At 68.2% G+C, this 19,776-nt stretch carries 22 protein-coding genes; 15 read left to right on the top strand and 7 right to left on the bottom strand.

Annotation, left to right across the window (positions count from 1 at the left end; genetic code table 11):
• The first annotated feature begins 38 nt into the window (after positions 1-38).
• The 4 genes from ACS0OT_RS04775 to ACS0OT_RS04760 all read left to right on the top strand — a co-directional run bounded on the left by ACS0OT_RS04775 (position 39) and on the right by ACS0OT_RS04760 (position 4,111).
• Positions 39-557 carry a DUF2271 domain-containing protein gene (locus ACS0OT_RS04775; protein ID WP_065177931.1) on the top strand — a complete coding sequence of 173 codons (519 nt, stop codon included), beginning with the start codon at positions 39-41 and terminating at the stop codon, positions 555-557.
• A gap of 121 nt (positions 558-678) precedes the next feature.
• Positions 679-1,482, top strand: coding sequence for a DUF4198 domain-containing protein (locus tag ACS0OT_RS04770; protein ID WP_053496840.1), 804 nt, complete (start codon positions 679-681; stop codon positions 1,480-1,482).
• Positions 1,483-1,538: 56 nt separating this feature from the next.
• A complete protein-coding gene (locus ACS0OT_RS04765) occupies positions 1,539-2,510 on the top strand; it encodes an FAD:protein FMN transferase (RefSeq protein ID WP_139726787.1) in 972 nt (323 codons plus the stop codon).
• Positions 2,507-4,111 carry a sulfite reductase subunit alpha gene (locus tag ACS0OT_RS04760; RefSeq protein ID WP_442256057.1) on the top strand — a complete coding sequence of 535 codons (1,605 nt, stop codon included), beginning with the start codon at positions 2,507-2,509 and terminating at the stop codon, positions 4,109-4,111. The genes ACS0OT_RS04765 and ACS0OT_RS04760 overlap by 4 nt, the downstream gene beginning before the upstream one ends.
• Positions 4,112-4,227: 116 nt before the next feature.
• On the opposite strand, the gene ACS0OT_RS04755 is transcribed toward ACS0OT_RS04760, so the two are convergent.
• From ACS0OT_RS04755 to ACS0OT_RS04740, 4 genes are all read right to left on the bottom strand, one after another.
• On the bottom strand, positions 4,228-4,833 hold the full coding sequence (locus ACS0OT_RS04755) for a HutD/Ves family protein (protein WP_442256056.1): 606 nt from the start codon (positions 4,831-4,833) through the stop codon (positions 4,228-4,230).
• A gap of 34 nt (positions 4,834-4,867) precedes the next feature.
• A complete protein-coding gene (locus tag ACS0OT_RS04750) occupies positions 4,868-5,593 on the bottom strand; it encodes a murein L,D-transpeptidase catalytic domain family protein (RefSeq protein ID WP_442256055.1) in 726 nt (241 codons plus the stop codon).
• 17 nt (positions 5,594-5,610) lie between these two features.
• Complete coding sequence (locus ACS0OT_RS04745; RefSeq protein WP_065177935.1) at positions 5,611-6,696, bottom strand: L,D-transpeptidase; 1,086 nt, start codon at positions 6,694-6,696, stop codon at positions 5,611-5,613.
• A 352-nt stretch (positions 6,697-7,048) separates the two neighbouring features.
• Positions 7,049-7,375, bottom strand: a complete 327-nt coding sequence (locus ACS0OT_RS04740; RefSeq protein ID WP_032953992.1) for a ComEA family DNA-binding protein — start codon at positions 7,373-7,375, stop codon at positions 7,049-7,051.
• Positions 7,376-7,574: 199 nt separating this feature from the next.
• Here ACS0OT_RS04740 and ACS0OT_RS04735 point away from each other — a divergent pair, with 199 nt between their 5' ends.
• The 4 genes from ACS0OT_RS04735 to murU all read left to right on the top strand — a co-directional run bounded on the left by ACS0OT_RS04735 (position 7,575) and on the right by murU (position 11,203).
• A complete protein-coding gene (locus tag ACS0OT_RS04735) occupies positions 7,575-9,068 on the top strand; it encodes a M20 family metallopeptidase (RefSeq protein WP_053496832.1) in 1,494 nt (497 codons plus the stop codon).
• 69 nt (positions 9,069-9,137) lie between these two features.
• Complete coding sequence (locus ACS0OT_RS04730; RefSeq protein ID WP_005415577.1) at positions 9,138-9,407, top strand: GlsB/YeaQ/YmgE family stress response membrane protein; 270 nt, start codon at positions 9,138-9,140, stop codon at positions 9,405-9,407.
• Between the two features lie 63 nt (positions 9,408-9,470).
• Entirely contained in the window at positions 9,471-10,496 is a 1,026-nt protein-coding gene (locus tag ACS0OT_RS04725) for an aminoglycoside phosphotransferase family protein (protein WP_065177936.1), read from the top strand.
• Positions 10,493-11,203 (top strand): N-acetylmuramate alpha-1-phosphate uridylyltransferase MurU, encoded by a 711-nt coding sequence (gene murU / locus ACS0OT_RS04720; RefSeq protein WP_353088618.1) that lies wholly within the window; start codon positions 10,493-10,495, stop codon positions 11,201-11,203. The genes ACS0OT_RS04725 and murU overlap by 4 nt, the downstream gene beginning before the upstream one ends.
• 522 nt (positions 11,204-11,725) lie before the next feature.
• Here the strand turns inward: murU and hda are convergent.
• The 3 genes from hda to ACS0OT_RS04705 are packed head-to-tail and all read right to left on the bottom strand — an operon-like array spanning position 11,726 to position 14,738.
• Positions 11,726-12,433: a DnaA regulatory inactivator Hda gene (gene hda, locus ACS0OT_RS04715; protein ID WP_053500213.1), complete on the bottom strand. Its 708-nt coding sequence runs from the start codon at positions 12,431-12,433 to the stop codon at positions 11,726-11,728.
• Positions 12,433-13,602 carry an AI-2E family transporter gene (locus tag ACS0OT_RS04710; RefSeq protein WP_053500214.1) on the bottom strand — a complete coding sequence of 390 codons (1,170 nt, stop codon included), beginning with the start codon at positions 13,600-13,602 and terminating at the stop codon, positions 12,433-12,435. Before ACS0OT_RS04710 ends, hda begins: the two co-directional genes overlap by 1 nt.
• Positions 13,599-14,738 carry a DUF2066 domain-containing protein gene (locus tag ACS0OT_RS04705; RefSeq protein ID WP_065185832.1) on the bottom strand — a complete coding sequence of 380 codons (1,140 nt, stop codon included), beginning with the start codon at positions 14,736-14,738 and terminating at the stop codon, positions 13,599-13,601. The genes ACS0OT_RS04710 and ACS0OT_RS04705 overlap by 4 nt, the downstream gene beginning before the upstream one ends.
• Before the next feature lie 99 nt (positions 14,739-14,837).
• Here ACS0OT_RS04705 and purM point away from each other — a divergent pair, with 99 nt between their 5' ends.
• From purM to ACS0OT_RS04670, 7 genes are all read left to right on the top strand, one after another.
• Positions 14,838-15,896 carry a phosphoribosylformylglycinamidine cyclo-ligase gene (purM, locus tag ACS0OT_RS04700; RefSeq protein WP_442256054.1) on the top strand — a complete coding sequence of 353 codons (1,059 nt, stop codon included), beginning with the start codon at positions 14,838-14,840 and terminating at the stop codon, positions 15,894-15,896.
• 21 nt (positions 15,897-15,917) lie between these two features.
• Positions 15,918-16,406, top strand: coding sequence for a hypothetical protein (locus ACS0OT_RS04695; RefSeq protein ID WP_061480736.1), 489 nt, complete (start codon positions 15,918-15,920; stop codon positions 16,404-16,406).
• Positions 16,403-16,825, top strand: coding sequence for a hypothetical protein (locus ACS0OT_RS04690; RefSeq protein WP_005415569.1), 423 nt, complete (start codon positions 16,403-16,405; stop codon positions 16,823-16,825). The genes ACS0OT_RS04695 and ACS0OT_RS04690 overlap by 4 nt, the downstream gene beginning before the upstream one ends.
• A gap of 39 nt (positions 16,826-16,864) precedes the next feature.
• Positions 16,865-17,527 (top strand): DUF2238 domain-containing protein, encoded by a 663-nt coding sequence (locus ACS0OT_RS04685; RefSeq protein ID WP_065196592.1) that lies wholly within the window; start codon positions 16,865-16,867, stop codon positions 17,525-17,527.
• Positions 17,524-18,183 carry a phosphoribosylglycinamide formyltransferase gene (purN, locus tag ACS0OT_RS04680; RefSeq protein WP_065185831.1) on the top strand — a complete coding sequence of 220 codons (660 nt, stop codon included), beginning with the start codon at positions 17,524-17,526 and terminating at the stop codon, positions 18,181-18,183. The genes ACS0OT_RS04685 and purN overlap by 4 nt, the downstream gene beginning before the upstream one ends.
• A 68-nt stretch (positions 18,184-18,251) precedes the next feature.
• Positions 18,252-19,073 (top strand): DUF3108 domain-containing protein, encoded by an 822-nt coding sequence (locus tag ACS0OT_RS04675; protein ID WP_005415566.1) that lies wholly within the window; start codon positions 18,252-18,254, stop codon positions 19,071-19,073.
• Positions 19,074-19,075: 2 nt separating this feature from the next.
• Positions 19,076-19,759 carry a DUF3108 domain-containing protein gene (locus ACS0OT_RS04670; protein WP_065177940.1) on the top strand — a complete coding sequence of 228 codons (684 nt, stop codon included), beginning with the start codon at positions 19,076-19,078 and terminating at the stop codon, positions 19,757-19,759.
• Positions 19,760-19,776: the final 17 nt, after the last annotated feature.

The raw sequence follows: 19,776 nt of genomic DNA, 5'->3' as shown, positions 1-19,776 counted from the left end.
TCCACCGTGAATTCCATCCGTTCCTCCGGAGCCGCCCCATGCGCGTCACCCTGACCATCGCCCTCAGCGGCCTGCTGGCCACCTCGCCGGCCTATGCCACCACCCTCGACATCAACGTCGAAGTGCCCAAGCTCAACGTGGCCGAGTACCACCGCCCGTATGTGGCGGTGTGGCTGGAAGGCGCCGACCAGAAGGTCGCGGCCAACCTGTCGGTCTGGTACCAGCAGACCAGCAACAGCGAGGGCCACGGCACCAAGTGGCTGCCCGACCTGCGCCAGTGGTGGCGCAAGAGTGGCCGTACCCTGCAGGTGCCGGTGGACGGCGTGACCGGCCCGACCCGCCCGGCCGGCAGGCACGCACTGTCGTTCAGCGACAGGCAGCCGGCACTGAAGCAGCTGGCCCCAGGCAACTACACACTGGTGGTGGAGGCGGTGCGCGAAGTCGGCGGCCGCGAACTGCTGAAGATCCCCTTCACCTGGCCGGCCACCGCCGCGCAGAACGGCAAGGCGCAGGGCGCCACCGAACTGGGTCAGGTCACCCTGTCCGTCAAACCGTAATTGTCTGAGCCGGGGTCGGATCCCTTCCACAGGAAGGGCTCTGACCCCATCGCCACATCCCCGGGATCAGAGCCCTTTCCGTTGGAAAGGGATTCGACCCCTTCCAACTGGAGTCTTCCGCATGAAGCGCACGCTCGTCCTCGCCGCCGCCCTGGCCGCTGCCCTTCCCTTCTCCGCTCTGGCCCACAAGGCCTGGCTGCTGCCCTCGCAGACCGTGATCGCCGGCAACGCACCGTGGATCACCGTCGACGGTGCGGTCTCCAACGACCTGTTCTACTTCAACCACGTGCCGCTGCGACTGGAATCGCTGGTGATCACCGCGCCGGACGGCAGCACCGTGCAGCCGCAGAACGCGACCACCGGCAAGTACCGCAGCGTGTTCGACATCGAACTGAAGCAGCCGGGCACCTACCGCATCGCGTCGGTCAATGACGGCCTGTTCGCCACCTACGAGCAGAACGGCGAGCGCAAGCGCTGGCGCGGCAGCGTGGCGACCCTTGGCGAACTGCCCAAGGACGCGAAGAAGCTGGAACTGAGCCAGTCGGTGGGCCGCGTGGAGACCTTCGTCACCAACGGTGCGCCGAACGACACCGCGCTGAAGCCGACCAACCGGGGGATCGAGCTGGTCGCTGTTGGCCACCCGAACGACCTGTTCGCCGGCGAAGAAGCCACCTTCCGCGTGCTGGTCGATGGCAAGCCGACCGCCGGCCTGGAGTTCGAGATCGTGCGGGGTGCCACCCGCTACCGCAACGCACAGGACGAACTGAAGCTCACCAGCGACGCCAGGGGCGAGATCAAGGTGACCTGGCCGGAAGCCGGCATGTACTGGCTGGAAACCGGCACCGAAGACAACAAGACCTCGGTGAAGCAGGCCGCCAAGCGCCGCCTGAGCTACGTCGCCACGCTGGAAGTGTTGCCGCAGTAATAGATGTGGACCGCGATGCCGGGCAGGCCCCGGCATCGTGCCTGCGGTAGACCACCATGACCGATCCCCAGCTCGACATCGCCCGCCTCGGCGGCACCACCATGGGCACCACGTGGAGCGTGTCGCTGGTCGCGCCGCGCCAGCGCGACCTGCATCCACTGCATGCCGGCATCCAGGCGCGGCTGGATGCGGTGGTGGCGCAGATGAGCACCTGGGAGCCCGGCTCGAACCTGAGTCGCTACAACCGCGCCAACGCGGGCCAATGGTGCGTGCTGCCGGCCGAGACCCGCCACGTTCTGGCCTGCGCACAGGCCATCGCTGCCGCCAGTGGCGGCGCCTTTGATCCCACCATCGGTCCGCTGGTTGCGCTGTGGGGCTTCGGTGCACACGCCGGCGAACGCCGCCAACCCGATGCCACCACCGTACAGGCCACGCGCGAGCGCTGCGGTTGGCGGCGCCTGCAGTGGCAGGGCGATGCGCTGCTACAACCGGGTGGACTGCAACTGGATCTCTCTGCGATCGCCAAGGGCTTCGGCGTCGATCACGTGGCTGCCTGGCTGCGAGGGCAAGGCATTGCGGCAGCGCTGATCGAGGTCGGCGGCGAGCTGGCCGGCTACGGCCGCAAACCGGATGGCCAGCCGTGGCGCGTGCTGGTGGAGTCCGCACCGGAAGAAGATGCGCGGACCGACACCCCGCCTCGCGTGCTGGCACTGGATGGCCGGGCGGTGGCCACCTCCGGCGATCGCTGGCACCAGTACCACGCCGATGGCGAGGCTTACAGCCACAGCCTCGATCCGGGTACTGGCAGGCCGGTGCGCCAGGTCGCTGCGGCAGTCACGGTGGTGGCCGGCGATGCGATGCACGCCGATGCCTGGGCAACCGCGCTGACCGTACTCGGTCGCGACCAGGGCATGGCGCTGGCCGAGCGCGAAGGCCTGGCGGCGCGCTACCTGCATCGCGCAGCGGATGGCCCACTCGAATTTCTCAGCAGCGCCTTCCAGCGCCTGCTCGACGAGCAAGGCGCATGAGCACCCGTCCGTCGCGCGCGTGGCTCGGCAACGCTCTGGTGCTGTTCCTGCTGGCAGTGATCGGCTGGGCGCTGCTGCGGCTGCATCTGGGCGAAGCCTGGTGGCAGGGCGCGCCACCGGCGCGGCAGTCGCAGATCGCGGTGCTCGCTACGGCGTTGTATGCGCTGGCCTGCGCCGCACTGTGGTGGCGTGGGCGACCGCGCGACCATGCTGCCTCTGGCGATGCCGCACCGATCCTGCTGGTCTGGTCCAGCCAGACCGGCTTCGCGCGCGAGCTGGCCGAACGCAGTGGCGAGGCATTGCGTGGTGCCGGCGTGCCGGTGCGCGTGCGCGGTCTGCATGAGGTCGACGCCGCCTTGCTGGCCGGCAGCCAGCGTGCATTGTTCATCGCCAGCACCACCGGTGAGGGCGATCCGCCTGACCACGCGCTGCCGTTCCTGCGCGATGTCATGGTCTCGCCGCCTTCACTGCAGCACCTGCACTACGGCGTGCTCGCGCTGGGCGACCGCAGCTACGGCCACTTCTGCGGATTCGGCCACCAGCTTGACCAATGGCTGCGGCAGCACGGCGCGCATGCGCTGTTCGATGTGATCGAGGTCGACAACGCCGATCCGGCAGCGCTGCGTCATTGGCAACAGCTGCTGGGACAACTCGGTGGTGGCGCCAGTGAAATGCCCGACTGGAGCCCGGCCGAATACCAGCCGTGGACGCTGCTGCAGCGCGAACATCTGAACCCGGGCAGCCCCGGCGGTCCAGTGTACTGGTTGCGCCTGCGGCCACCGGCCGGCGCAGATGTGCAGTGGCAGGCCGGCGACATCGCCGAGATCGGCCCGCAGCATGCGTCGCACACCGTGCGTGCCTGGCTGGACGCACAGCGCTTCGATGCGGACAGGGTGCTGGATGACGGGCAGACGTTGCTGGCACGCGTCGCGCACTCGCACCTGCCTTCATTGGTCCCCCCGGGCGATCTGCCCGCGCTGCTGGCGACCCTGCAGCCGCTGCCGCATCGCGAGTACTCCATCGCCTCAGTGATGGCCGACGGCGCGGTGGAGCTGCTGCTGCGTCGCCAGCTTCGCGCCGATGGAACACCCGGCATCGGCAGCGGCTGGCTGTGCGACCACGCCGCACTTGGCGAACCGGTGCAGCTGCGCCTGCGCCGCAACGACAATTTCCACGGCGTCGCCGCCGAGGTACCGCTGCTGCTGATCGGCAACGGCACCGGCATCGCCGGCCTGCGCGCGCACCTGCACGAACGCGTGCGCAGTGGCGCGCGCCGTACCTGGCTGCTGTTCGGTGAGCGCACTGCTGCGCATGACTTCCATTTTGGCGAAGAGCTGCAGGCAATGCTGGAAGACGGCACGCTGGCGCGGCTGGATGCAGTGTTCAGCCGCGATGGCGGTGTGCATCGCTATGTGCAGGACCGCCTGCTGGCCGAAGCAGCAACACTGCGGCAGTGGGTGGATGAAGGCGCGACGATCCTGGTCTGTGGCAGCCTGCAGGGCATGGCCCCGGCGGTGGATGCGGTGATCGAGCAGGTGCTGGGGACTGCGGACAAGGAAGCGCTACTGCTGGCCGGTCGTTACCGGCGCGATGTGTATTGAGGTTGCCCCATCCACGCATGGCGTGGATCTACTGAACCGCGTGTCCAGGCAGGGTGGCAACCGCAGTGCAAGTAGATCCACGCCATGCGTGGATGGTACCCACCGGCGCCCAGGAATCATCCCGCCGCACTCACCCTGATCGCCAACAACTCGCCCCCGCCCTGCAACGCATGCCTTTGCCGTTCACCGGCCGCCAACCACGCGGTATCGCCAGCGTGCATCGGCGGCAGACCGCTGTCAGCCCCAAATTCGGCATGACCGGCCAACAGGTAAAGCGCCCAGGCCTCGCCTGGTTCGCAGAAGAAGAACATCGAGCCCACCAGCGGCCGATGCAGTAGTTCGGCCTGCAGCAGGTCGCGCTTCCACATCAGGTTGAAGTCGTGGGTGGTGCCGTCGACCAGTTCGCCGTGCAGCGTTTCCTCGCCCGCAAAGCGCACGCGCCCATGCGGCGGCAGGACTTCGGCCACGCGGCCATCCTCGAAGCGCAGGCGCACGCCATTGCCCTGCAGCAGCACCAGCTCACGCTCCACACCGGGAAACGCGGAGAACGCCGCGTCCTGCTCGATCTCGGCCACCGACAGGCGCAGCGCCCAGTCATCCCCCTGCGCGGGCAGGCGCAGGATCTCGCGGGTCCAGCCCAGGCCGTTGCGCCAGCGTTCGCGGCGGTAGTCCAGGCTGGAGATGACCTGGCTCGGAGTGTGCAGCAGGGAGTCGACGTTCATCGGCGCATTGCATCACGCCGCGCGCCATCGTGCATCACCGCGTGGCCAGCGTACCCTGGCCGCCGCACCCGCCGGCCAGCAGCTGCGAGTGTTTCAACCAGTCCTGGTCGGGGTAATAGGCGAACACCATCGTGCCGCCACGCAACGCATCGATCAGTGGCTTGGCCACCGACAGGCGCACCGCCGGACAGCCCAGGCTGCGGCCCAGCCGCCCCTGCAGCTGCGCGGTGGCCGGGTTCACATACGGCGCGCCGTGGATGACGATCGCGCGATCGCGCGCGCGGTCATTGAAGCCCGGCTCCAGCCCGGCCAGGCGCAGCGAATAGCCGTTGCCGCCCATGTAGGTCTCCTGCGCGGTGAACGCGCCGAGGCTGGACATGAAACTGCCATCGCGGTTGGAGAAGTGCTCGGTGCGGTTCTCGCCGCTGTTGCGGCCATGCGCCACCCATTCCTCGAACAGCAGGCGCTGGTGGGTCAGGTCGAACACCCACAGGCGCGGCTCGGTGGACGGTCGCGAGTAATCGATAACGCTCAGTCGGTCACCGTTGATGCCAAGCTCCGGCCGCTGCAACGCACAGCGCATGGCGCGCGCCGCCAGCTGCAACACGTGGCGGTCGGCCTTGGGCGCACTGCGCGACAGCAAGGCAGCCAGATCTTCGGCACTGGTGGCGAGGGCGGGCGTCTGTGCCAGCGCCGGGGCGCTGGCCGAGGTCGCCAGCAGGCCGAACGCGGCCAGCCGGCACAGGCGGGATGCAGTCATGGGCACAACGAAGGGACTCAGTTGCCCTTGAGGGTGGACCCTGGCGGCTCGGATTCCAAGACCGGCTGCATTCCGGATTCAGCCGGGCTTGGGCGGACCGCCGGCAGCGAGGTCACCAGCAGCGTCGTGCCTGGCACCAGCACCCGGTACAGCTGGCGGGCGAACTCGGCCGGCAGCGCCATCGGCAGCGAGGGCGTGGCCAGCAGGTCCGGCGTGGCCTGGGCGCGGTCCTGGCCCAGCAACGGGTAGGCCGTCCACTGGTGCAGGCGCTGGTTCGCGTCCAGCGGGCTGGGCGTATCGCTGAAACCCTGCCCCATCACGAACAGGGTGGTGCCCTGGAAGGCCGGCAGCGCGTCGGCCTTCAGCGGCGACTCGCCGATCATCACGCCATCGCGCAGCACGTACAGGCGCTGGTCGTGCAGGCTGACCAGGATGCCGACCTGCCCGGCCGGCGCCGCGCTGTCGTTCCACCAGGCCTGTGCCGGCGCCCCACCCTCCGTCTCCGGCAGGGCCTGGCCGCGTGCATTGACCGGTGCCAGCACCGACGGATAGGCCAGGGTCATCGGCGAGCTCTTGGCATCGGCCACCACGACGGTATCGCCGCGCTGGGTTTCGCTGAACAGCTTCTGCGCGAAGGCCTGCGGCAGGCGCACGCAGCCGTGCGAGGCCGGATGCCCGGGCAGGCTGCCGCCATGCAGGGCGATGCCGTCCCAGGTCAGCCGCTGCATGTACGGCATCGGCGCGCTGTTGTAGAGGTTGGACTTGTGGTCCTTGTCCTTCTGCAGGATGGTGAACACACCGGTCGGTGTCTCGTGCCCGGCCTTGCCCGAGCTGATCGTGGTCAGGCCGATGGCAATACCGTTGCGGTAGACGTAGGCACGCTGCTCATCGAGGCTGACCACCAGCACGATCGGGCCGGTCGGCGAGATTTCCGGATGCCACAGGTATTCGCCCGGTTTCAGGTCGGTCGGCCCGCGCACCTCGGCGGTGCCGGCAGTGGCAGCTGCGGGCTTGGCAGCCGGTGCCGGCGCAGCGGCATGGGCCAGCAGCGGCAGGGCCAGTGCAAGAGCGAGCATCAGAGTGGTTGGACGGTGCAGAAGCATCCAGCGGGGATCCTTTCCATGCGGAGCCGCCACCGTACACCATCGGCCCGTGGTGGCCGCGGCAAAACCTGGCGCCGGAAATGAAACTGCCCGGCGACACAGCCATGTGTCGTACCGGGCAATCGTTACGTCCTTGTCGGCCTGCTGCCGCCCCCTCGCATCCTGCGCTGTGGGGGAAGCGTTGCGTCCTGCACGCGGCCGCGTCTGTCCTGTTTGTATCTCAGCCCCTTCCACAGGTCTGTGATGCCACCATCCTGGTGATTGGTGCCGCATCCTGCGGCGGTCGGTGGTCACGGCCGTCCTGTCCGTGACCGCTGAACCAGCCTCCTGCCGGTTCCGACGATTCCTGCTGTCAGCGCCTGGGTACGGTCCGCACCGGTACCGATCCGGGTACCGGATCCGCCGGCAACAACCTGTTGCCTACGGTGATCCGCTGTCGATTCCGTTCGACGATCGCTTTCCCTATCCCCTTCACCTGCGCCAGGTCCTCGACGCGATGAAACGGGCCGTGTCTGCGCCGGTGCTCGACGATCGCCTCGGCCTTGGCGGCTCCGACCATCGTCAATCCCTGCTGCAGCGCCTGGGCATCGGCGCGGTTGATGTCGATCGGTTCGGCGGCATGCGCCCCAGCGATCCCCACTACCAGCACCAGTGCCCTCAACACGACACTCCAAGGCACGACGTGTATCTCCCTGTGATTCTGGCCGCCCCGACCGGCAATCCCGTCGGCAGGAACAGTGTCCGTCACCACATGTGCACAGCCTATCGGTTTCCCGGATTTCCGTAAGCCAGCCAAATACCCGACGTGATGTAGGAAAAACCCTACCCGTGGCACAGGCGTAGAATGGCCGGATCAGCCCATGCAACCGGAGTTTCAGATGGACAGCGCCAAGCTCGGCCAATTCGTCAATGACAAGTGGGACAGCGAAATCGTCCCGCAGTTGGTCGACTACATCCGCATTCCCAACAAGTCGCCGATGTTCGACGCCAATTGGGTGCAGAACGGCTATATGGAACAGGCGGTCACCCTGATGGAGAACTGGGCCAGGGCCCAGCAGCTGCCCGGCCTGAAGGTTGAAGTGGTGCGCCTGGAAGGCCGCACGCCGCTGATCTTCCTGGAAATTCCAGCGACCGGCGCCGAAACCGGCGACGACACCATCCTGCTCTACGGCCATCTGGACAAGCAGCCGGAAATGACTGGCTGGGATGACGATCTCGGCCCGTGGACGCCGGTCCTTCGCGGCGACAAGCTGTATGGCCGCGGCGGTGCGGACGACGGCTACGCCATCTTCGGCTCGCTGGCCGCGGTGCTGGCGCTGCAGGCCCAGGGCCTGCCGCACGCCCGCTGCGTGGTGCTGATCGAGGCCTGCGAAGAGTCCGGCAGCTACGACCTGCCGGCCTACGTCGACCACCTGGCCGAGCGCATCGGCAAGCCCTCGCTGGTGGTCTGCCTGGATTCGGGCTGCGCCAACTACGACCAGCTGTGGTGCACCACCTCGCTGCGCGGCCTGACCGGCGGCAACTTCACCGTGAAGGTGCTCAACGAAGGCGTGCATTCCGGCGATGCCTCCGGCGTTGTGCCGTCCAGCTTCCGCCTGCTGCGCCAACTGCTGTCGCGCATCGAGGACCAGGACACCGGCCGTATCCTGATCGACGGCATGAACGTCGAAATCCCCGCCGAGCGCCAGGAACAGGCCAGGCGCGCTGCCGAAGTGGTCGATACCGAGATCTTCGAGAAGTTCCCCATGGTCGACGGCCTGCGTCCGATGAACGAGGACCTGACCGAGCTGGTGCTCAACCGCACCTGGCGCCCGGCGCTGTCGGTCACCGGCGTGGGCGGCATGCCGCCGCTGGAATCGGCCGGCAACGTGCTGCGCCCGCAGACCTCGGTGAAGCTGTCGCTGCGCCTGCCACCAACCGCCGATGGCAAGACCTGCGGCGAGCTGCTGAAGGAAGCGCTGCTGCGCGATCCGCCGAACGGCGCGCAGGTCACCCTGGACCTGGAAAAGGCCTCTACCGGCTGGAACGCCCCGGCGATGGCGCCGTGGCTGACCCAGGCCATCGACGACGCCAGCCAGGCCTTCTTCGGCAAGCCGGCGATGTACATGGGCGAAGGCGGCTCGATCCCGTTCATGGGCATGCTGGGCGAGAAGTTCCCGGGTGCGCAGTTCATGATCACCGGCGTGCTCGGCCCGCACTCCAATGCGCACGGCCCGAATGAGTTCCTGCACATCCCGATGGGCAAGAAGGTCACCGCCTGCGTGTCCAAGGTGATCAGCGAGCACTACGCCGCCAGCCTGCGTGGCGAGACCAGCGGTTCGCCGGTGGCTGCCGACAGCGGCACCCGCCACGGCGACCACGGCTGCTGCTGATCCGGCACCGGTGACGGACGCAGCCTGGCCTTGCTAGGCTGCGTCCACACTCAAGCGGAATCCGCGCGCATGAATGGTCTGTTCGGCAGCAGCAGCTGGTTGTACATCCTGCTGGTCGGCTTCTTCGTCGGCCTGCTCGGGCGTTTCTTCATGCCCGGCAACAACCGCATGGGCTGCCTGCTGACCATCGTGCTGGGCATCCTCGGTGCGCTGCTGGCCGGTTGGTTCGGCCAGTACATGGGCTGGTACGCCCCCGGCGAACCGGCCGGCTTCCTCGGTGCGGTGGTGGGCGCGGTGGCCGTGCTGGCCGTCCTGCGCCTGTTCAGCGGCCGCCGCTGACCCCGTCCCCCTTCCCTTCCTGTTCCCGACGTTGGCGCGCCCAGCGCCCCCGGATATGCCCGCATGACCGAACCCGCCTCCGATCCCCAGCGCAGCGCGCGGCGCCTGCAATGGGCCCGTACCCAGCTCGACGATGCCAGCGCGGTGGTCGAGCGCGCTTCGGTCGATGCCGGCATGCGCAGCTACTGGCGCACCACCAGCACCCGTGGCAGCCACATCGTGATGGACGCCCCACCGGGGCTGGAAGATCCGCGGCCGTGGCTGCGCATGCGCGGCCTGCTGCACGACCACGGCCTGCGCGTGCCCGCGCTGTTGGCACAGGACCTGGAGGCCGGCTTCCTGCTGCTGGAAGATCTCGGCGGTCCGACCCTGGCCAGGATCCTCGACGCGCGCAATGCCGATGAATGGTTTGGCCGCTCGATCGAACAGCTGCTGCGCCTGCAGGCGATTGCGGTGCCAGCCGACTTCGGCCAGTTCGGCGAGGCGCTGCTGCAACGCGATGCCGGGCTGTTCGACGAATGGTTCCTGCAGCGGCACCTGAACCTGGAACTGGACTGCGGTGAGCTCGAGGGGCTGCAGCTGGTGCATCGCCGGTTGATGGACAACGCGCTGGGCCAGGCCCAGCTGATGACCCACCGCGATTACATGCCGCGCAACCTGATGCCGGTCGACGACGGCCCCGCGGTGCTGGATTTCCAGGACCTGGTGCGTGGCCCGATCGCCTACGACGCGGTGAGCCTGTTCAAGGACGCCTTCCTGAGCTGGCCGCTGCAGCGCGTTGACGAGTGGCTGGCGCAGTACCACGAACGCGCGCGCGACGCCGGCCTGCCGGTGCCCGACCGCGCCACCTTCCTGCGCGATGCCGACTGGATGGGCATCCAGCGCCACGTGAAGATCCTCGGCCTGTTCTGCCGCCTGCGCTACCGCGACAACAAGGGCCATTACCTGGACGACGCACCGCGCTTCATCGGCTATCTGGATGAAGTGCTGCCACGCTATCGCGAGCTGGCCCCCCTGCAGCAGCTGCTGGAAAACCGCATCAAGCCGGCGCTGGCCGACCTCGGCGCACCAATGCGCGTGGCCCGATGAAGGCGCTGGTGTTTGCCGCCGGGCTCGGCGAGCGCATGCGCCCGCTGACCCTGCACACACCCAAGCCGCTGCTGGAAGTGGCCGGCAAGCCGTTGATCGTCTGGCACCTCGAACGCCTGGCGGCGCTCGGCGTGCGCGAGGTAGTGGTCAACACCGCGTGGCTGGCCGAGCAGTTCCCGGCGACGCTGGGTGATGGCAGCCAGTGGGGCCTGCGTCTGCATTTCCTTTACGAAGGGCAGACCCCGCTGGAAACCGGCGGCGGCATCCTCAACGCATTGCCGGTGCTGGGCGATCCTCCGTTCCTGGTGGTGAACGGCGATATCTGGACCGATTTCGATTTCGCCACGCTGCCGCGCGAGCCGCAGGGCCAGGCACACCTGGTGCTGGTCGACAATCCGGCGCAACACCCCAACGGTGACTACCGACTCGATGCGCAGGGCCTGCTGCACCACGACCACGCAGGGCCGTGCCTGACCTATGCCGGCATCGGCGTGTATCGCCCCTCCATCGTGGCCGACTGGCGCACGGTGATCGGCGATGCGCCGGGTAGCGAGCGTGTTCCGCCGAAGTTCTCGGTGGTGCCGCTGCAGAAGCATTTCATGGCGCAGGGGTTGATGACGGGGCAGCACCATCGCGGGCGTTGGACCGATGTGGGTACCGTGGATCGCCTGCGCGCGCTGGATGTGGAGTTGGCAGCGAACGGCTGAGCCCCTCGTGGCTGGATGTTTTGAGAGCAGAAGCCTTGCTTGGCCGGGCGGGGTGGATTCGCGGGGGACGCCATGAACCCGTCCCTGGGGGCTTGGCCGCGGCATCCATGCCGCGGACACCCCCGCGAACCCACCCCGCCCGGCCTCTGACAGTTTCCGTGCGCGTCCAGCCACGGAAGAAAGAAAGAAGAGCAAAAGCGTGTCGCTTCGCTGCGCTTGCTCCAGTGACGACCAACGGTCGTCACCCACCACAAGCAAGACACGTGTCGACCAAGGTCGACACCCACCAACAGCAGTGCAGTACGCAGTCCCGGCAGACCGCGGGAAGCTGTCGAAGGCGGGGTGGGTCCGGTTGCGGGGGCGTGAGCCGCATGGATGCGGCGACCGAGCTTACATGGACGTACTTGCAGCGTCCCCCGCAACCGGACCCACCCCGCCATCCCACGGATAGCCCGCTTTTGACGTTGACGTTGCTTCGGCTTCGGCGGGTGCAGGGCGCAGCCCTGCAAACAAACCCCACCCTCAGTAACGAGGCCGGCCTTCTTCCAGCACCTGGCGCAGGAACGGCACGGTGATCCGCCGCTTCGCCGCCAGCGATTCGCGGTCCAGCCAGTCCAGCAGGGTGATCAATCCACCCAGCTCACGGCCGGTGTGCGACAGCAGCCATTCGATGGCCGCTTCGTCGATGGCCAGGCCACGTCGCAGTGCACGCTCGCGCAGCACCGCAGCACGACCTTCCTCATCCAGCGGCTGCAGCAGCACGCGCACGCACTGGCCCAGGCGCGAACGCAGGTCCGGCAGCACCAGGCCCAGCTCGCCCGGCGCCTTCTGCGCCGTGTACAGCACGGTTACACCTGCAGCGCGCGCGCGGTTGTGGAAATCAAACAGCGCGATCTCGTCCTCGCGATTGCCGGCAACCTCGTCCAGCCCGTCCAGCGCCACCAGTTCGCGTGCGTCCAGCCCATCCAGCGCTGCACGGACGCGGCCTGCTGCGCTGGCCAGTGGCACGTACGTCGGCAGGCGCCCGGCCTGCTCGGCGCTGGAGCACATCGCCAGCGCCTGGTGGGTCTTGCCGGTTCCCGCCGCACCTTCCAGGTAGACCCAGTCGTGGCTGGCACCAACCGCGATCGCGCGCAGCTGCGCCAGCGCGCCGTCCGGCGCGCCGATGAAGGTCTCCAGGCGCTGGTCCCGCGGGTAATGCAGGGCCAGCGGCAGTTGCGGCACACCCATCACTTCAGGTCGGGGCCCTTGTCGTTCGGAACGATGATATGGGGGGCGTCCACTACGCCATCAAGCACGATCGCCGGCTTCTCGCCCACGTACAGCTCGCTCTGGCGGTAGCGCTGATGCGCATAGCGCAGCAGCACGTTGGTCACCGCCGCCACCGGCAGCGCCAGCAGCATGCCGAGGAAGCCGAACAGCTGGCCGCCGGCCATCACCGCAAAGATCACTGCCACCGGGTGCAGGCCGATCTTGTCGCCGACGATACGCGGGGTCAGCACGTAGCTTTCCAGCAGCTGGCCCACGGTGAACACCACGCCCACCAGGATCAGCAGCTTCAGGTCGAAGCCCTGCGCCTGCACCAGTGCCGCGATCACCGCCATCAGCACGCCAGTGGTCGCGCCCAGGTATGGGATGAAGCTGATGAGGCCGGCAATCAGGCCGATCAGCAGGCCCAGCTTGAGGCCGACCAGCGACAGGCCGCCGGCATAGATCACGCCCAGCGCCAGCATCACCAGGAACTGTCCGCGGATGAACGCCCCCAGCACCTCGTTGGACTCGCGCGCCAACGCGCTGATGGTGCCGATGTGGTTGCGCGGAATCACCGACGCCACCCGCTCGACCAGCTTGTCCCAGTCGCGCAGGAAGTAGAACGCCAGGATCGGCAGCAGCAGGATGTTGACCACCCAGGTCACCATCGCAAAGCCCGAACGCGAGACGTAGCCCATGAATGTGGTGGCGAAGCCGCCGGCCTGCTGCCAGTGGCTGCGCACCCATTCGATCAGGCGGTCCGGATCCAGCCACTGCATCACTTCCAGGCCGGTCTTCTGCTCGAACCAGGGGATCCCCTTCTCCATCAGCCACGCCTGTGCCTGCGGCGCGACCGCAATCAGGGTGGTGATCTGGCGCTCGATCATCGGCACCAGCACCAGCAGCAGCGCCACGATCACCAGCACCATCGCAGCGAACACCAGCACCACGCCGGTCATGCGCGAACGGCCGGTGGCCTCGATGCGGTCCACCAGCGGATCGCCCAGCCACGCCAGCGCCAGCGCCAGCACGAACGGGGTCAGGATCGGTGCCAGCAGCCACACCACCCAGCCGACCAGGCCGGCAAACAGGATGTACTTCAGGCGGCGCAGGAACTGCGCGATTTCGGCTTCCGGGGTCAGGGTCATCGCAAGCGGTACTCGTTGCTGACCGGCGCGGCCACCGGGGCACCGGTGGTGTCATCGATCGGGGTCGGCAGGGCCGGCAGCGTCGCGCTGGGCACCAGCACGCCATTGTCGCCCAGCATGCGGTTGAAGCCGGCCAGGCCGGTGGTCATCTCCAGGCTCAGCTCCAGCTGGCCGGCCGAAGCGTGCAGCGGGGTGACGTTGCGCACCACCGGCACCTCGCGCAGGCCGGCGGCAAGGCGCAGGTAGTCGTCGGCACTGTTGATGCCGGTGACCACCACGCGGTAGGTCCCGGCCTGACCGACGGCGGCACCCGCCTTGGCATAGCGCTTGACCAGCGCGTCGGCGGCGCCATCGGCACCGGCGGCCATCGCACGCATGGCGTTGGCGTCCTTGCTGGTCCACTTGTTCAGCTCGCGGCCGTTGTCGACGAACACCCAGTCCGCCTGCCAGCCGCCGTTGGCGCGGTAGAGCTTGCCGATCAGCTGCATCGGCGGCGAGTAGCGCGACGAGGCGCGGGCCACGGCGGCACTGTCCTGGCGCCAGATGGCACCGGCCAGCGCCTGTTCGGCGGCACCGCCGCTGGGCAGGCCCAGCTTGTAACCCCGCTCGATGGCGCGGTTCAGCAGCGGGCGGGCGGCGTTGGCCTGCTGCACGCTGACCAGGCGCGGGCCACTGCCGTCGTCGACGGCCAACCACACCACCGGTTTCGGCCGCGGCTGCGGCCACAGCGGCAGGCCCAGCGCCGAGACCAGCGAGTCGACGTCATCCTCGCGGAAGCGGGCCACCAGCAGGGTCCTGAAGCTCGGCGCGCCGCTGGCGCCCACGCTCTGGTCCTGCTTGTAGTCGTAGCTGGCCACGTAGTCCTTGGCGTTGCGCAGCGCCTGCACCACGCCGGGGCGGGACATCACGTTGCGGTCGCCGGACAGTTTGCCCAGCACCACGCTCAGGGCACGGGCCAGGGCGCCGTTGCGATCGGTTTCGGCCTGGCTGTTGACGGGCACTTCGGCCTCGTACGCACCCGAGGCGGTGGCAACATCTCCCTCGGTGCGCAGGCCGCTCTGGGCCATCGTGGCCACCGGCAGGCTCAGTGCAAGGAGCAGGGTCAGAATCAGGCTGCGGCGCATCAGGACATCCATTGGCTCGACGAATCCGGGGGAATTGTTGCCCGAATACGGCCTTTGCGCCAATGCGGCCTGTTAAAATCGCCCGTTCAACCCCTGCCAGCGCCGACGCCCGTGACCAACACCCCGTCTTCCGCCCCCTCCCCCCTCACCTACCGTGACGCGGGTGTCGACATCGACGCCGGCAACGCGCTGGTCGAGCGGATCAAGCCCCTGGTCAAGCGCAGCTTCCGCCCGGAAGTGATGGGCGGTCTGGGCGGCTTCGGCGCCCTGTTCGACCTGTCCAACAAGTACCGCGAGCCGGTGCTGGTGTCGGGTACCGACGGCGTGGGCACCAAGCTGAAGCTGGCCCATCAGCTGAACCGCCACGATACGATCGGCATCGACCTGGTCGCGATGTGCGTGAACGACGTGCTGGTACAGGGCGCCGAGCCGCTGTTCTTCCTGGACTACTTCGCCACCGGCAAGCTGGACGTCGATACCGCCGCGGCGGTGGTGGGCGGCATCGCCAACGGCTGCACCGAGGCCGGCTGCGCGCTGATCGGCGGTGAAACCGCTGAGATGCCCGACATGTACGCCCCGGGCGAGTACGATCTGGCCGGCTTCACGGTGGCTGCGGTCGAGAAGAGCGAGCTGAAGGACGGCGCCAGCGTGGCCGCCGGTGACGTGCTGATCGGCATCGCCTCGTCCGGCCCGCATTCCAACGGCTACTCGCTGGTGCGCCGCATCTACGACCGCGCCGGCCGCCCGGCCGATCTGGAACTGGAAGGTGGCGTGAAGCTGGTCGACGCGCTGATGGCACCGACCCGCCTGTACGTGAAGCCGATCCTGTCGCTGCTGAAGTCGCACGGCGATGCCATCCACGGCATGGCCCACATCACCGGTGGCGGCCTGACCGAGAACATCATCCGCGTGGTGCCCGATGGCCTCGGCCTGGACATCCAGGCCTCGTCCTGGACCCTGCCGCCAGTGTTCCAGTGGCTGCAGAAAGAAGGCACGGTCGCCGACAGCGAGATGTGGCGCACCTTCAACTGCGGCATCGGCTTCGTGCTGATCGTGGCAGCGGAGCAGGTCGCTGCCGTGTCCGAGGCGGTCCAAGCCCAGGGCCTGGACCACTGGACCATCGGCCAGGTGGTCACCGCCGAAGGCGCCGAACGCGTCCGCATCGGCTGAACCCGACCCCGAGGAGCCCGCATGGACGCAACGCCCCCCCTGGCACCCACCCCGGTACCGCCGCCGTTGGCGGCCGTGCCGGTCTTCAGCAGGCAGGACGCTGACCACCTGCGCGCGCTGTCCATCGCGCACTACGTGTTCGGCGGCCTGATCGCGCTGCTCTCGCTGTTTTTCATTCTGTACATCGTGCTCGGCATCAGTGCGCTGAGCGGCCATCTGCCGATGAACTCCGGGGGTCAGCCCTCGTCGCCGGCCGAACAGCGCCTGTTCGGCTGGGTGTTCACGGTGCTGGGGACCGTGTTCGTCGCCGGTGGCCTGGGCATGGCCGCATTCGTCATCCAGGCCGGACGCTGCCTGGCCCAGCGTCGTCGCCACCTGCTGTGCCTGATCGTGGCCGGCCTGCTCTGCCTGTGCGCGCCGCTGGGCACCGTTCTGGGGGTATTCACCCTGGTTACGCTGCTGCGCCCGCAGGTCAAGGCCGCCTTCGATGCAAGTGGTGCAACGACATGACGACACCCGGCGCACCACCACCGCTACCACAGCAGACCCTGGCGCAACTGCAGCTGGCCAGCCACCTGCAGACGCTGAAGGTGCTGTTCTACGCGCTGGCGGTTTTCCACTGGATGGCCGCGCTGGCGTTCCTCGGTTTCATCGGCCTGGTCGCCAGCTCACGCGGGCTGGCCGATGGCGCGGTACTGGCCACGGTGTACGGGGTCATTTCGCTGTTGGCGGCCGCGCTTGGCGTCGTGCAGCTGCACACCGCACGCCTGCTGTCGCGCCGCACCGGGCTGGCCTGGTGCCAGCGCGCGGCCTGGCTGGCGGTACTGGCTGGCCCGCTGGGCATGGCCCTGACCGCCTATGCCTGGGTGTTTCTGTCCAAGCCTGACATGGCCGCACTGTTCGACCGTGGCGACCATCTCAGCGTCTGAGCTTGCCGGCAGACGCCCCCCTCCCCTGATCGACTCCCCATGTCCGCGCCTGCCCTCTCCACGACCGCCTCGCCTGCCGCTTCCCGTTTCACGGGCCCCAAGAAGCTGGCCTTCGCCGCCGTGCTGGCGGTGTTCGCGATCAGCTGGATCCACCCGCTGTGGCCCACCGAGCAGGCCCTGCACAGCACCCTGACCGTGATCGGGCTGGCCGCACTGCTATGGGTCGACCGCCGGGGTGGCTGGCTGGGCAACGGTGCCTTCATCGCGATCTGCGGCTTCATTGCACTGCACTGCGTGGCTGCGCGCTGGCTGTACTCGAACGTGCCCTACGACGCATGGGCGCAGGCGCTGACCGGCTGGTCGCCGAATGCGGCGTTTGGCTGGCAGCGTAATCATTTCGACCGGCTTATCCACTTCCTGTTCGGCGTCTGCTTCACGCCTGCGCTGCTGCAGCTGGCACGCCATGCCTGGCCGGCGCTGCGCCGCCGCCAGGCTTTCACCCTGGCGGTGATGGCAGTGATGTGCGCCAGCCTGGTCTACGAGTGGTTCGAGTGGGCCATCGCGCTGGCCCTGTCGCCGGACGCCGCCGAGGCCTACAACGGGCAGCAGGGCGACATGTGGGACGCCCATGCCGACATGCTGCTGGCGACCGTGGGCAGCCTGCTGAGCTGGCCGTTGATCCGCCGGAGTCCCGCGCAATGACCGCGCCCACCCGCATCGCGGTGCTCGCCTCTGGGCGCGGCAGCAACCTGCAGGCCATCCTCGATGCCATCGCGGCCGGGCGCCTGCCCGCCGAGGTCGTCGGCGTGTTCTCCGACCGCCCGGCCGCCGCCGCGCTGCAACGGGTCGGCGCCAGCCTGCGCTGGGCACATGCGCCGAAGGAATTCGACGACCGCGCCGCCTACGAGCAGGCCTTGGGCGATGCACTGGCCGCGGCCGCGCCGGACTGGATCGTCTGCGCCGGCTACATGCGCATTCTCGGCGCCGCCTTCGTGCAGCGCTTCAATGGCCGCCTGGTCAACATCCACCCCTCCCTGCTGCCACTGCACAAAGGGTTGGATACGCATGCGCGAGCTTTGGACGCCGGCGATGCCGAGCACGGGGCCAGCGTGCATCTGGTCGTTCCCGAACTGGATGCCGGCGCCGTGCTGGCCCAGGTACGGGTACCGGTGATGCCCGGCGATGACGCCGACAGCCTGGCCGCGCGCGTGCTGGCGGTGGAGCATCCCCTGCTGATCGCCACCCTCCAGCTGCTGTGCGCCGGCCGCCTGACTGAACGGGAGGGGCAGCCGCACCTGGACGGTCACCCCCTGTTTAGCCCACTGGCCCTAGATTCCGCCGGGAACCTGAACCGGTAACGCCCACGCACACGCCCCGCTGACTGCGGGGCTGGCATCCTGCCCCCCTCCTGCAGCTCCTGTCCTCCATGAAGACCACGACCCTGCTGTCCACTTCATTGCTGCTGTCGCTTGTCGTGCTTCCCGGCGTGGGTTGGGGCCAGGTGCAAGCGCCTGCGGCCCCTGCGCAGCCGGCGCCTGCAGTCCAACCGCCTGCGGAACCGGCCGTGCCGATGCCGCCGGCGCTGGCCTGGGAGCCGCCGCCGCTGCAGCCGTTCACCGCGACCTACCAGGCCTTCTACAAAGGCAAGGAGGCCGGCGACGCCAGCATGCAGGTCACCCACACCGGCGGCAACCAGTGGCGGGTGGACATGCAGGTGGTTGGCCGCCGCGGCTTTGCAAGCGTGCTGGGCCTGAACATCGAACAGAGCACGGTGTTCGAAGAGCGCAGCGGCGTCTATGCGCCGCTCAGCCAGAGCACGGTGCGCAAGGGCCTGTTCCTGGGCAAGAAGGCGGTCGGCACGTACAACTGGCAGGCCGGCACCGCGCAGTGGAGCGGCGACGTCAAGAAGGAACGTGCGCAACCGATCCCGCTGCAGCCGGGCGACCAGAGCGCGCTGCTGATCAATCTGGCGATCATGCGTGATGCCCGCCCGGGCGCCACCATGCATTACCGCTACGTGGACATGGGCAAGGTCCGCCAGCACGACTACCAGGCCGCGCCGCAGACCGAGAACGTCGAGGTCGGCGACCTGTCCTACAACGCGCTGCGGGTCTACCGGACCAACGGCGGCAACAACGAAACCATCCTCTGGATCGCCAACGGTGTCCCCACCCCGGTGCGCATCCTGCAACGCGAAGACGGCGAAGACCGCGTCGATCTACGCCTGATCGAGTACCAAGGAGTCTGAGCATGAGCACCCTGACCCGCCCCCTCACCTGGATCGCTGCAGCCGCACTGTCGGTGGCCAGCCTGCCGGCCATGGCCCTGCAGCCATTCAAGGCCGATTACCTGGCCAGCTACATGGGCATGCAGGCCAATGGCAGCATGACGCTGAGCAGCGAGGGAGCCAACAAGTGGCGCTACACGCTGCAGGTGAAGAACCAGCTGGCCGACCTGAGCCAGAGCACCGTGTTCGAAGAGGTGCGCGGCCAGCTGCGCCCGCTCAGCAGCCAGGACCGTTCGGCACTGCTGGTGAAGAAGCGCAATGTGCAGGCCAACTACAACTGGACCAGCAACCAGGCCACCTGGACCGGCGACATCAAGCCGGACCGTGCGGGCCCCATCGCGTTGAAGACGGGCGACATGGACGCGCTGCTGATCAACCTGGCAATCGCCCGCGACCTGGCCGCCGGCAAGCCGCTGACCTATCGCATGGTCGACGAAGGCCGCATCAAGAACATGACCTACCGCGTGGTCGGCAAGGAATCGATCACCGTGGGCGGCAAGAGCTACGAGGCCACCAAGGTCTCGCGTGCCGACGGCAACAAGGAGCTGATCGCCTGGATCGTGCCGGAATTCCCGGTGCCGGCGCGCATGCTGCAGCGTGAGAGCGGCCGCGATGCGCTGGACCTGACCATCAAGGCGATGAACTGAGCGCCCGGGGTCGGATC

Origin of the sequence: Stenotrophomonas maltophilia group sp. RY12688 (assembly GCF_052149045.1) — a bacterium.
GTDB lineage: Bacteria > Pseudomonadota > Gammaproteobacteria > Xanthomonadales > Xanthomonadaceae > Stenotrophomonas > Stenotrophomonas sepilia.
The sequence above is the reverse complement of the archived record's forward strand: the minus strand, read 5'-3'. Positions and strand labels throughout refer to the sequence as shown.